The 11,709-nt window shown below is 70.8% G+C and carries 12 protein-coding genes; 6 read left to right on the top strand and 6 right to left on the bottom strand.

Features of this window, described 5'->3' with window-relative positions:
- Positions 1-5: 5 nt before the first annotated feature.
- From sbnA to AMK18_RS27525, 3 genes are all read right to left on the bottom strand, one after another.
- Positions 6-992 carry a 2,3-diaminopropionate biosynthesis protein SbnA gene (gene sbnA, locus AMK18_RS27535; RefSeq protein ID WP_026171653.1) on the bottom strand — a complete coding sequence of 329 codons (987 nt, stop codon included), beginning with the start codon at positions 990-992 and terminating at the stop codon, positions 6-8.
- 233 nt (positions 993-1,225) lie between these two features.
- Positions 1,226-1,516: a hypothetical protein gene (locus AMK18_RS27530; RefSeq protein ID WP_018104130.1), complete on the bottom strand. Its 291-nt coding sequence runs from the start codon at positions 1,514-1,516 to the stop codon at positions 1,226-1,228.
- A gap of 15 nt (positions 1,517-1,531) precedes the next feature.
- The gene (locus AMK18_RS27525) at positions 1,532-3,202 is read right to left on the bottom strand and encodes a sodium:solute symporter family protein (RefSeq protein ID WP_018104129.1); all 1,671 of its coding nucleotides are present in this window, start codon (positions 3,200-3,202) and stop codon (positions 1,532-1,534) included.
- Between the two features lie 236 nt (positions 3,203-3,438).
- On the opposite strand from AMK18_RS27525, the gene galT reads away from it, so the two are divergent.
- The 3 genes from galT to galK are packed head-to-tail and all read left to right on the top strand — an operon-like array spanning position 3,439 to position 6,625.
- Positions 3,439-4,482 (top strand): galactose-1-phosphate uridylyltransferase, encoded by a 1,044-nt coding sequence (gene galT / locus AMK18_RS27520; protein ID WP_018104128.1) that lies wholly within the window; start codon positions 3,439-3,441, stop codon positions 4,480-4,482.
- Entirely contained in the window at positions 4,479-5,459 is a 981-nt protein-coding gene (galE, locus tag AMK18_RS27515) for a UDP-glucose 4-epimerase GalE (RefSeq protein WP_073864886.1), read from the top strand. The genes galT and galE overlap by 4 nt, the downstream gene beginning before the upstream one ends.
- Positions 5,456-6,625 (top strand): galactokinase, encoded by a 1,170-nt coding sequence (galK, locus tag AMK18_RS27510; protein ID WP_073864885.1) that lies wholly within the window; start codon positions 5,456-5,458, stop codon positions 6,623-6,625. Before galE ends, galK begins: the two co-directional genes overlap by 4 nt.
- 22 nt (positions 6,626-6,647) lie before the next feature.
- On the opposite strand, the gene AMK18_RS27505 is transcribed toward galK, so the two are convergent.
- Entirely contained in the window at positions 6,648-7,091 is a 444-nt protein-coding gene (locus AMK18_RS27505) for a GNAT family N-acetyltransferase (protein WP_026171652.1), read from the bottom strand.
- Positions 7,092-7,213: 122 nt separating this feature from the next.
- Here AMK18_RS27505 and AMK18_RS27500 point away from each other — a divergent pair, with 122 nt between their 5' ends.
- The gene (locus tag AMK18_RS27500) at positions 7,214-8,038 is read left to right on the top strand and encodes a LuxR C-terminal-related transcriptional regulator (RefSeq protein WP_443333237.1); all 825 of its coding nucleotides are present in this window, start codon (positions 7,214-7,216) and stop codon (positions 8,036-8,038) included.
- 84 nt (positions 8,039-8,122) lie between these two features.
- Here AMK18_RS27500 and AMK18_RS27490 read toward each other — a convergent pair whose 3' ends face one another.
- A complete protein-coding gene (locus AMK18_RS27490) occupies positions 8,123-8,620 on the bottom strand; it encodes a MarR family winged helix-turn-helix transcriptional regulator (RefSeq protein ID WP_073864884.1) in 498 nt (165 codons plus the stop codon).
- A gap of 88 nt (positions 8,621-8,708) precedes the next feature.
- Between AMK18_RS27490 and AMK18_RS27485 the strand changes: the two genes are divergently transcribed.
- Positions 8,709-9,509: a trans-aconitate 2-methyltransferase gene (locus tag AMK18_RS27485; protein ID WP_073864883.1), complete on the top strand. Its 801-nt coding sequence runs from the start codon at positions 8,709-8,711 to the stop codon at positions 9,507-9,509.
- Positions 9,506-9,871, top strand: coding sequence for a VOC family protein (locus AMK18_RS27480; RefSeq protein ID WP_018104121.1), 366 nt, complete (start codon positions 9,506-9,508; stop codon positions 9,869-9,871). Before AMK18_RS27485 ends, AMK18_RS27480 begins: the two co-directional genes overlap by 4 nt.
- A 70-nt stretch (positions 9,872-9,941) precedes the next feature.
- Here the strand turns inward: AMK18_RS27480 and AMK18_RS27475 are convergent, their stop codons facing one another.
- On the bottom strand, positions 9,942-11,702 hold the full coding sequence (locus AMK18_RS27475) for an FG-GAP repeat domain-containing protein (RefSeq protein ID WP_073864882.1): 1,761 nt from the start codon (positions 11,700-11,702) through the stop codon (positions 9,942-9,944).
- Between the last annotated feature and the right edge of the window lie 7 nt (positions 11,703-11,709).

Here is an 11,709-nt window from a genome sequence, read left to right as displayed (position 1 = left end):
CCTTGTCAGGCCTGAGCCCGAGGCATTGTTCCGTTGTTCGTGTCGGGCCAGCGCTCCGTCACCCATGGGTCGTCGTAAAGGGTGTCGAGATAGCGGTCGCCGAAATCGGGTGAGAGGGCCACCACCGTGCTCCCCTCCGGAATGTCTTTCGCCGCTTTCTGTACGGCGGCGAGCACCGTCCCGGTCGATCCGCCGAAGAGCAGACCGCGTTCCCTGGCGAGGGAGCGGCACATGGCGACGGCCTCCGGCTCGGGAACGAGGACGAGGTCGTCCACCAGCGTCGGGTCGAGGATCTCGGGCCGCCGGCTGGTGCCCAGGCCCGGGATGTGGCGCGGGGCGGCCGGGGTGCCGAAGGTGACCGACCCCACGGTGTCGACGGCGACGATGCGGGTCCGCGGGCTGTGTGCGCGCAGGTAGGCCGCGCAGCCCATCAGCGTGCCCGTGGTGCCCGCGCCGACGAAGACGAAGTCCGGGTGGCCGATGTGCTCGACGATGGCCCGCCCGGTGCGGTCCCGGTGTGCGGCGGGGCCCGCGGGGTTGGCGTACTGGTTCAGCCAGTGGGTGTGCGGCTCACGGCGCAGCCGCCGCCTGATGTAGTTGATCCGCGACTGGAGGAAGCCGCCGTTGGCGTCGGGGGCGTCGATGACGACGACCTCCGCGCCGAGCGCCCGCATCAGCTGGAGCGACTGGCGGTTGGCATTCGGGTCCGTGACGCAGGTGAGCGCGTACCCCTTGGCCGCGCACACCATGGCGAGGGCGACGCCGAGGTTTCCTGATGTCGATTCGATGAGCCGGGTCCGCGGAAAGGTGCGCCGCGATTTCTCGGCCTGCTCCTCCGCGTCACGGACCAGGGCGACCGCGGTCTTGAGTTTGACCGAGCCCGCTGGATTGAGGCCTTCCAGCTTGAGGTAGAGGATGCTGCCGGGAACTAATTGGTCGAGCCGGACGAAGACGTCGTCCAGCACCAGGTCATAGACTTCTTCTGCTATCACTGTGTACTCCCCCTGGCCGAGGGACCCCCGTCGCTGCTCGGCCGTCCTGGATCCTGGCACGAAATGACGACCCGATCAATCTTTATTCCAGTATGTGGAAATGGTTGATTGGTGAATGACATTCGGCCCTGAAAGGGAATTCACAATTCCGGGGCGCCCGGGACACGGGAACGCGGCAGGGGCCGGACCCCGTCGGCTGACGGTGTCCGGCCCCTGCTGGGCGTACCGGCGTACTAGCTCTCCGGGGTCTCCTCCGGCGCGTGCTCCGGCGCCTGGGCCGGGCGCAGCTTCATCCAGACCAGGAAGAACAGGCCGAGCGCCAGCATGGCGAGGCCGGTCCAGAGGTTGATGTGGACGCCCTGGGCCTTCTTCAGGTCCGCGTCGGACGGGCTGATCCCGGCGATCGTCACGATGATTCCGTAGACCACGAAGAGGCCGCCGATGATCCGCCGGATGTCGAAGAGGCGGGCCGCCGTGGCGGACTTCTGCTCCAGGTCGGAGACTTCCTTGTGCAGGTCGGACATGGTGGGGTACTCCGATCAGAACGAGTAGGGGACGTAGCACAGGGCGGCGAGCACGATGGCTCCCCAGCCCAGGAGTGCGGGCCTGCGGTACCAGGCGCTGTCGCCCTCCTCGGGCACCTCGGGGGCGCCCGGGGACTCGGTTCCGTAGACGAGACCGGCGAGTTCGGCCTCGGGCTTGGGAGCGGTGAAGAGCGTGACCGCGATCATGACGACCGCGCCGGCGACGAAGCCGACGATCGCGGAGACGAAGTTGGCGCCCTGGTCGCTCGGGATGTCGATGACGCCCTGCTTGTAGATGACGAAGTAGTTGACCATCGCGGCCGTGGTGCCCGCGAGCAGGCCCCAGACACCGGACTTCATCGAGGCGCGCTTCCAGAACATGCCGATGATGAAGACCACGAAGAGCGGCACGTTGAAGAACGAGAAGAGCGTCTGGAGGTAGCTCATGATGTTCGAGAAGCTGGCGGCGATGAACGCGGTGCCGATGGAGGCCAGCACGCCGAGCGCCGTGATCAGCCGGCCGAAGCGCAGGTAGTACGCGTCCGACTCGTCCTTCTTCACGTACCGCGCCCAGATGTCCGTGGTGAACACGGTGTTGAACGAGGAGACGTTGGCGGCCATGCCCGCCATGAACGCGGCCAGCAGACCGGTCACCGCGATGCCGAGCACACCGTTGGGCAGCAGCTCGCGCATCAGCAGCGGGATCGCGTCGTTGTACGTGGTGCCGGAGCCCTCGGTGCCGATGTTCGGCACGATCACGGCGGCGACCAGGCCCGGGATCATCACGGCGAAGACGATGAACATCTTCGGGAAGGCGGCGATCAGCGGGGTGCGCTGGGCGGCCGAGAGGTTCTTCGCGGACAGCGCGCGCTGCACCTCGGCGAAGTTCGTCGTCCAGTAGCCGAAGGAGAGCACGAAGCCGAGGCCGAGGACGATCGTCAGCCAGTTGGCGCCGAGCGGGTTGGCGTCACCGATGCCGGTGCCGCCCCAGGCCGACATGAAGTTCGAGCCGTGACTCGACGTCAGCGAATCGCTCAGCCCGTCCCAGCCGCCGACGCGCTTGAGGCCCAGCAGGGTCAGCGGGATCAGCGCGGCGAGGATGACGAAGAACTGCAGCACCTCGTTGTAGATCGCGGAGGAGAGCCCGCCGATCGTGATGTAGACGAGGACGAAGAGGCCCGCGACGACGATCGCGACCCACTGCGGCCAGCCGAGGAGCGCCTCCACGACGATCGACAGGGCGTACAGGTTGACGCCCGCGATCAGGATCGCCGAGAAGGCGAAGAGTATGGAGCTCAGCAGGTGCGCGGACTTGTCGAAGCGCTGGAGCAGGAACTCCGGCACCGAGCGCACCTTCGAGCGGTAGTAGAACGGCATCATCACGAGGCCGAGGAAGACCATCGCGGGGATGGCGCCGATCCAGTACCAGTGCACCACCGCGACGCCGTACTGCGCGCCCGTCGCCGCCATGCCGAGGATCTCGGTGGCACCGAGATTCGCCGCCACGAAGGCCAGACCGGTCACCCATGCGGGCAGTGACCGTCCGGAGAGGAAGAAGTCGAGGCTGGTCTTGACACTCGCCCGGGCGGCGAAGCCGATGCCGAGCACGACGACGAAGTAGATCGCCAGGATCGTGTAGTCGAGCCCGTTCGTGGGGAGCCGGAGCCCTGCTGCCAGATATTGCATGTGGGGGTCTCGCTTCGTTGCGCGAACTGAACCCGAAGGAAACTACGCTCTTGTGTTCGGAAAGTGAACAGTTCCCATGAGGTTCTTTGTTTGTTTGTGATCGTATTGCCTAAATCACAGCCTTCAAGCGGCCGTGATCCTCCTCGCACCGCCCGTATGCCCCCGCCGTCGACTCATTGACGCATCTGTTGACTTGTGGTTCATTGTGTTGGGTTATGTTTGGTGGGAGGAGTCTGGTGAAGAAGACGGTTACGACGCTCGCCGACGGCCGGGAGCTGATCTACTACGACAGCCGCGACGACCTCGTGCGCGAGGCCGTCGACACGCGCCCCCTCGACGCCGTCTCCACCTCGTCCGAGATCCGGCGCGATCCCCTGCTCGGCGACAGCGTGGCCATCGCCTCGCACCGCCAGGGCCGGACCTACCACCCGCCCGCCGACGAGTGCCCGCTGTGCCCGTCGCGCGAGGGCCGGCAGAGCGAGATCCCGGAGCCCGACTACGAGGTCGCCGTCTTCGAGAACCGCTTCCCCTCGCTCGCCGGCGACTCCGGCCGCTGCGAGGTCGTCTGCTTCACCTCGGACCACGACGCCTCCTTCGCGGACCTCACCGAGGAGCAGGCCGGTCTCGTCCTGGACGCCTGGACCGACCGCACCGCCGCCCTGGCCCGGCTCCCGCAGGTCAAGCAGGTGTTCTGCTTCGAGAACCGGGGCGCCGAGATCGGCGTCACGCTCGGCCACCCGCACGGCCAGATCTACGGCTACCCCTTCGTCACCCCGCGCACCGAGCTGATGCTCCGCTCGATGGCCGCCCACCACGCGAAGACCGGCCGCAACCTCTTCGACGACGTGGTCGCCCGCGAGGAGGAGGACGGCTCCCGGATCGTGCTCGCCGCCGAGCACTGGATCGCCTTCGTCCCGTACGCGGCCCACTGGCCGTACGAGGTGCACCTCCACCCGCGCCGCCGCGTCGCCGACCTGCGGGAGCTCGACAAGGAGGCGCGCACGGAGTTCCCACAGGTCTATCTGGAACTGTTGAGGCGATTCGACCGGATCTTCGGACCCGGAGAGCCGCCGACCCCGTACATCTCCGCCTGGCACCAGGCACCGTTCGGGGTCCCCGGACGTGAGGACTTCGGGCTCCACCTCGAGCTTTTCACCATCCGACGGACCTCCGGCAAGCTGAAGTTCCTCGCGGGTTCCGAATCCGGCATGAGCGTGTTCATCAACGACGTGCCGCCGGAGACCGCGGCCCAGCGACTGCGAGAGGTAGCGAGCCAGTGAGCAAGACCCCGAAGAAGTACCTGGTCACCGGTGGCGCCGGTTACGTGGGCAGTGTCGTCGCCCAGCACCTGATCGAGGCCGGCCACACCGTCACCGTCCTGGACGACCTCTCCACCGGCTTCCGCGAGGGCGTCCCGGCCGGGGCCGACTTCATCGAGGGCCGCGTCCAGGACGCCGCGAAGTGGCTCGACCCCTCCTACGACGGGGTGCTCCACTTCGCCGCGTACTCCCAGGTCGGCGAGTCCGTCGCCGACCCCGAGAAGTACTGGCTCAACAACGTCGGCGGCTCCACCGCCCTGCTCGCCGCGATGCGCGACGCCGGAGTCCGCACCCTGGTCTTCTCCTCCACCGCGGCCACCTACGGCGAGCCGGTCTCCAGCCCCATCACGGAGACCGACCCCACCGCCCCGACCAGCCCGTACGGCGCGACCAAGCTCGCCGTCGACCACATGATCACCGGGGAGGCCGCGGCCCACGGCCTGGCCGCCGTCTCGCTGCGCTACTTCAACGTGGCCGGGGCGTACGGCGGCTTCGGCGAACGCCACAGCCCCGAGTCCCACCTCATCCCGCTGGTCCTCCAGGTCGCCCTGGGACAGCGCGAGTCGATCTCCGTCTACGGCGACGACTACCCGACCCCGGACGGCACCTGCGTCCGCGACTACATCCACGTCGCGGACCTGGCCGAGGCGCACCTGCTCGCCCTCGGTGCCGCGACCCCGGGCGAGCACCTGATCTGCAACCTCGGCAACGGCAACGGCTTCTCGGTCCGCGAGGTCATCGAGACGGTCCGCCAGGTCACCGGCCACCCCGTCCCCGAGACCGCGGCCCCGCGCCGCGCCGGTGACCCGGCCGTCCTCGTCGCCTCCGCCGCCACCGCCAGGGAACGGCTCGGCTGGCAGCCGACCCGTGCCGACCTGGCCGGAATCGTCTCCGACGCCTGGACGTTCGCCCGCCGAGAGGAGCCCACCGCACCATGACCGAGGACCACGCAGAGCTCACCGCTTCCTTCACCGCGCTGTACGGAAGCGAGCCCGAGGGGATCTGGGCCGCACCCGGCCGGGTCAACCTGATCGGCGAGTACACCGACTTCAACGACGGCTTCGTCATGCCGCTCGCCCTCCCGCACACCGCCCGCGCCGCGGTGTCCCGCCGCACCGACGGCGAGCTGCGGCTGCACTCCACCGACGTGCCCGGCGGTGTCGTCCGGCTCCGCGTGGACGGGCTGACCCCCCACGAGGGCCACGGCTGGGCCGCCTACCCGGCCGGCGTCGTCTGGGCGCTGCGCGAGGCGGGCCACGAGGTCACCGGCGCCGACATCCAGCTGACCTCCACCGTCCCCACCGGCGCCGGGCTCTCCTCGTCCGCCGCCCTCGAAGTGGTCACCGCCCTCGCCCTCAACGACCTCTTCGGCCTCGGGCTCGACGCGGCCGAGCTCGCGGTCCTCGCCCAGCGCGCGGAGAACGCCTTCGTCGGCGTCCCCTGCGGGGTCATGGACCAGATGGCGTCCGCCTGCTGCACCGAGGGCCACGCCCTGCACCTGGACACCCGGGACCTCGGCCGCCGCCAGGTGCCCTTCGACCTGGCCGCGCACGGGCTGCGGCTCCTGGTGGTCGACACCCGCGTCAAGCACGCGCTCGGCGACGGCGCGTACGCGGAGCGCCGGGCCGGCTGCGAGGAGGGCGCCCGCCTGCTCGGCATACCCACCCTGCGCGACCTGCCGTACGAGGAGCTGGGCGCCGCCCTGGACCGGCTCGCGGAGCTGGGCGCGGACGAGTCCGTCGTCCGGTACGTGCGCCATGTGGTCGGCGACAACCAGCGCGTCGAGCAGGTCATCGCGCTGCTCGACGCGGGCGACGTGCGCGCGGCGGGCCCGGTCCTCACGGCGGGGCACGTCTCGCTCCGCGACGACCTGCGGGTCTCCTGCGTGGAGCTCGACCTCGTGGTCGAGGCGGCCAACGCGGCCGGGGCGCTCGGGGCGCGGATGACCGGGGGCGGCTTCGGCGGCTCGGCGATCGTGCTGGTCGAGGAGGAGCGGGCGGACGCGGTCACCAAGTCCGTCCTGGAGGCCTTCACCGCGGCCGGCTACGGCACCCCGGGCGTCTTCCCGGCGGTGCCGTCGGCCGGGGCGCGCCGGCTGGTCTGACCGGCGCGGACCCGCGCGGGCGTCAGCGGAGTTCCTTCGTGAGGGTGAACTCCGTGACGCCCGGCGGGAAGTCCTCGACCTGTCCGCGTACCTCGTACCCCTGCTTCCGGTAGAAGCCGGGGGCCTGGAAGTCCCAGGTCTCCACCCGGGAGCGGACGCAGGCCCGGTCCGCCCGCGCCACCCGTTCCGCCTCGGCGAGCAGCCGCGCGCCGAGGCCGGAACCCCGGTGCGCGGTGTCGACCCACAGCAGTTCCAGGTGGAGCCAGCTCGCCCAGGTCCGGGCCGCGAGACCCCCCGCGAGGCGCCCCTCGGCGTCCAGCGCCCAGACGTGCAGCGGCTCCTCCTGCGCGTCCGGGCGGGCGCGCAGGGCGCTCATGTGCGGGGAGCGCGCGGTGTTGTCGTCCCGCAGCGCCCGGTGCAGCAGCGCACGCCGTTCCTTGTCCACTTCTGTCTCAAGACGGAACATGCACCCCACCCTAGGGCGCACCCCCGGACAAGTTCCGCCAATTTCCCTTTCCCCCGGGCCCCCGCCCGTACGCTGAGGCTCAGCGCGGCGGGGCCTGCCTCGGGCGCCCCGTCACACACAGCATGGGGGTGCCTGTGGCCCGTATCCGGGTTCTCGTGGTGGACGACCACCGGATCTTCGCCGAATCGCTCGCCGCCGCGCTCGCGGCCGAGGCGGACGTCGAGGTGGCCGCGGCCGGCAGCGGCCCGGCGGCGCTGCGCTGTCTGGAGCGCGCGGCGGCCGAGGGCCGGGGCTATGACGTGCTGCTGGCCGATGCGGAGCTGGGCGCCCTCGCCGTGCCCGCCCCGCGCCAGGGACCCGGGCAGCCCGGTCCGGTCGACGGGATCGCCCTGGTCGGCGCGGTCCGCGTGGCGCGTCCCTCGGTGCGTACGGTGGTGCTCGCCGAGAAGGACGACCCGGCCCGGGCCGCGCTCGCCCTCCAGGCCGGGGCCTGCGGCTGGGTCGCCAAGGACAGCTCGCTGCAACGGCTCCTCGCGGTGATCCGTGGGGTGCTGCGCGACGAGACGCATCTGCCCGCCGCCCTGCTGACGGGGGTGCTGCGCGAGCTGCTGGCCGACCGCAAGCACCGTACCGAGAGCGAGAAGCTGGTCGAGTCGCTGACCCCGCGCGAGCGCGAGGTGTTGCGGTGCATGGTGGCGGGCCTGGGCCGCAAGGCGGTCGCGGAGCGGCTGTTCCTCTCCCCGCACACCGTGCGCACCCACATGCAGAACGTGCTGGGGAAGCTGGGCGTCCACTCGACGCTGGCCGCGGTGGCGCTGGCCAGACGCGCGGGCGTCGGCCCCGCCGACCTGGCCCAAGAGCCGGAGCCAGGGCCTGTCCGGCGGATCATGGCCGGGGTCGCGACGCCTGGCACGGCACCTCGCCGCGTTGCCGAAACGCCCGAATAGCTCCGCTATTAGGCCGCTCCGGCGCCTTGCGATGCACCGCACCAGACGCCGCGCCCTACCCGACCCTGATCCGCCGGACAGGCCCTACCCGGGGATGTTGTCGAACGGGGCGGTCAACTGGCGTAGCAGCCCGGCCAGTTCGGCGCGCTGCTGGCGGGAGAGCTCGCCGAGGATGGCGCGCTCCTGGGCGAGGAGGCCCGCCAGGGACTGGTCGGCCTTGTCGCGGCCCTCGGCGGTGAGCCGGACCAGGACGCCGCGCCGGTCGCTGGGGTCGGGCAGCCGCTCGACCAGGTTCTTCTTGGTGAGGCGGTCGATGCGGTTGGTCATCGTGCCCGAGGTGACCAGGGTCTGGGTGAGCAGCTGGCCGGGGGAGAGCTGATACGGGGCACCGGCCCGGCGCAGCGACGTGAGGACGTCGAACTCCCACGGTTCGAGCTGGTGCTCGGCGAAGGCGATGCGGCGGGCCCGGTCGAGGTGCCGGGCCAGGCGGGAGACGCGGCTGAGGACCTCGAGCGGTTCCACGTCGAGGTCGGGGCGCTCGCGGCGCCATGCAGCGACCAGACGGTCGACCTCGTCCTCCATGTGGATCAGTGTAGATGGTCTGTCGACATGAAGTCTCTTGAATTCGAGTGTCTTGACATCAAGATACTTCGGATCGATCCTGGAACCCATGACCGCACCCCTCTGGGATCCGCAGCAGTACCTGCGCCACGCGGACCACCGCACCCGCCCCTTCCACGACCTCCTGGCCCGCATCCCCGACCCGCCCGGCACCCCCGCGCCCCGCATCGCCGACCTCGGCTGCGGCGCCGGCAACGTCACCGCCCTGCTCGCCGGGCGCTGGCCGCACGCCCGGATCACCGGCTACGACAACTCCCCGCAGATGCTGGAACGGGCCCGCGCCCACGCCACGGACCTGCTGGACTTCGCCGAGGCCGACGCGGCCACCTGGACGCCCCCGGAGCCGTACGGCCTGATCGTCTCCAACGCGCTGCTCCAATGGGTCCCCGGCCACGCCGGACGCCTGCCGCTCTGGCTGGACGCCCTGCTCCCCGGCGGCACCCTCGCCTTCCAGGTCCCCGGCAACTTCGACCAGCCCTCGCACGTCCTGATGCGCGAACTCGCCGAGTCCCCGCGCTGGCGCCCCCGCCTCGGCGGCCTGCTGCGCCACGCGGACGCCGTGCTGAGCCCCGCCGCCTACCTGGACGCGCTGACCGGCCCCGGCACCACCGCCGACGTCTGGGAGACCACCTACCTCCACCTGCTCCCGGGCGACGACGCCGTCCTCGACTGGGTCAAGGGCACCGGGCTGCGCCCCGTCCTCACCGCCCTCGCCGAGGACGAGGAGGCCCGAGGCGCCTTCCTCGCCGAGTACCGCGACCTCCTGCGCACGGCCTACCCGAAGGGCCCGCACGGCACGGTCTTCCCGTTCCGCCGCATCTTCGCCGTCGCCCACAAGGAGAACCGATGATCGCCTCGCTCGACCACGTCCAGCTCGCCGCCCCGGAGGGCAGCGAGGAGGCCCTGCGCGCGTACTACACGGACGTCCTCGGCATGACGGAGATCCCGAAGCCGCCCGTGCTCGCGGCCCGGGGCGGCTGCTGGTTCGCCGCCGGTCCGGTCCAGCTGCACCTGGGCATCGAGGCGGACTTCCGCCCGGCCCGCAAGGCCCACCCGGGCCTGCGCGTCACGGACATCGAGGCGTACGCGGCCCGGCTGGCCGAGCGCGGCGCCGAGGTGGTCTGGGACGACAACCTGCCGGGCCACCGCCGCTTCTACAGCCACGACCCGGTCGGCAACCGGCTGGAGTTCCTGGAGCCGGTCACGGGCTGAGACACGGCAGCGCCCCGCCCCCGCGACTGCGGGAACGGGGCGCCGTGGGTCACACGGTTACGCGGGCGGCCTAGTACAGGCCGTTGTAGATGTCCCAGCCGTAGCCGATCTTGACGCGCTTGGCGATCGTGCCGGTGCCGGTGGACGAGTAGCGGTACACGTCGCCCTTGGCGTCGACGCCCACGAGGTCGGCCTTGCCGTCGCCGTCGAGGTCGCCGGGGGCGGCGAACTGCTTGTAGATGTTGTAGCCGGTGCCGATCTTGGAACGGGCCGAGAGCGGCTTGGCGGCGTCGCCGGTGCCCTTGTAGAGGTAGAGCGTGCCGTCCGTCGCGCGGGCCACGACGTCCGCGATGCCGTCGCCGCTGAGGTCACCGGCGCCGACGATCTTGTTGTACGTGTTGTAGCCGTAGCCGACCTTGACCTTGGTCGCGAACTTCGTACCGAGCCCGTTGCCCTTGTACAGGTACAGGTCGCCCTTGGTGTCGCGGGCCAGCACGTCGCCCTTGCCGTCACCGCTCAGGTCGCCCGGACCGGTCAGGCTGTTGTAGACCTGCCAGCCGGAGCCGATCTCCTCGGCGCCGACCCAGAGGGTGCCGTTGTAGACCTGGAGGAGCTCGCCCCAGCCGTCGTTGTCCAGCGAGGACGCCAGCGACAGGCTCACCTGGTTCCAGCCGGTGTCCGAGCTGTCCAGCTGACGCGGGAAGAAGTTCTGGTTGTTCCGGCTCTGGTACCAGTACAGGCTGCCGCCCTTGGTACGCGCCTCCAGCTCCTGCTTGCCCCAGGCCGGGTTGCCGCCCGCGCCGGCGAAGAGCGCCGCCGCGTTCCAGCCCGTGCCGCCCTCGATGCGCGCCTTGAAGGTGCCGTCACCGTTGGCGAGGTACGTGTACAGCGCGCCGCCCGGCTTGCGGGCGACGATGTCGCCCAGGCCGTCGCCGTCGAGGTCGTCGAAGCTGATCAGCTGGTTGTAGATGTCCCAGCCGTAGCCGATCTTGACGCGCGCCTTGAACGGGTTCGCCGCGTCGCCGGTGCCGGCGTAGAAGTAGACGTCACCCGCCGGCGTACGGGCGATGATGTCGCCCAGGCCGTCGCCGTTGACGTCGTTGGCGCCCACGATCTGGTCGTAGACGTTCCAGCCGTAGCCCACCTTGACACCGGCCTTGAAGGGCGCGCTGTCCACGTTGCCGGTGGAGATGTAGACGTAGATGTCGCCGGAGGGCGTTCGCGCGAGCAGGTCGCCGCGGCCGTCGCCGTCCAGGTCGCCGGGGGCGGAGACCTTGTTGTACTTCTGCCAGCCGTTGCCCGACCAGGTGACGTAGCCGGTGCCGTCCGCGCCCCCGCTCCGGTAGAGCGACAGCGTGCCCGACGCCGACAGCGTCAGGACCTCGGCCATGCCGTCGCCGTCGAGGTCGCCCGGCGTGACGATGTCCTTGGGCGTCTCGAACTGGTCGTCGCTGTTGATCACGTACGGGTGCGAGTCCGCGGAGGCCGTCACGGCGTACGTGTTGCCGTCCAGGCCCCGGTACAGCATGTCGCCGGCGCCGTCGCCGTCCAGGTCGCCGCGCGGCTTGGCCGGGACGACGGCGGACGGGGACTGCTTGCCCGCCGCGTTCGAGGCGCCGGACTTCTTCTTCGCCGTGCGCTTCGGCAGGCTGAGCGTCGGCCGGCCGCCGAGCTCGGGGGTGTACTGCGCGGTGGCGCCGCTCGGGGCGGGCGCCGAGTCATCGGCCGAGGCCGGGGCCGCCAGCAGCATGCCGGCGGAGAGGACGAGTGCGGTGCAGGCCGCTATCCGGCTCGCGCGCTTCGAGCGCGCGGCGAAACGGCCGGGTTCCACAGAAGTC

This window comes from Streptomyces sp. CB01249 (genome assembly GCF_001905735.1).
In the GTDB taxonomy this organism is placed as follows: Bacteria; Actinomycetota; Actinomycetes; order Streptomycetales; family Streptomycetaceae; genus Streptomyces.
The sequence above is the reverse complement of the archived record's forward strand: the minus strand, read 5'-3'. Positions and strand labels throughout refer to the sequence as shown.

Coding starts and splice junctions, on each gene's coding strand:
- AMK18_RS27485 (WP_073864883.1), top strand. CDS start 8,709: ATGACCGCACCCCTCTGGGATCCGCAGCAGTACCTGCGCCACGCGGAC.
- AMK18_RS27500 (WP_443333237.1), top strand. CDS start 7,214: ATGGGGGTGCCTGTGGCCCGTATCCGGGTTCTCGTGGTGGACGACCAC.
- AMK18_RS27525 (WP_018104129.1), bottom strand. CDS start 3,202: ATGCAATATCTGGCAGCAGGGCTCCGGCTCCCCACGAACGGGCTCGAC.
- AMK18_RS27530 (WP_018104130.1), bottom strand. CDS start 1,516: ATGTCCGACCTGCACAAGGAAGTCTCCGACCTGGAGCAGAAGTCCGCC.
- galK (WP_073864885.1), top strand. CDS start 5,456: ATGACCGAGGACCACGCAGAGCTCACCGCTTCCTTCACCGCGCTGTAC.
- AMK18_RS27490 (WP_073864884.1), bottom strand. CDS start 8,620: ATGGAGGACGAGGTCGACCGTCTGGTCGCTGCATGGCGCCGCGAGCGC.
- AMK18_RS27480 (WP_018104121.1), top strand. CDS start 9,506: ATGATCGCCTCGCTCGACCACGTCCAGCTCGCCGCCCCGGAGGGCAGC.
- AMK18_RS27505 (WP_026171652.1), bottom strand. CDS start 7,091: ATGTTCCGTCTTGAGACAGAAGTGGACAAGGAACGGCGTGCGCTGCTG.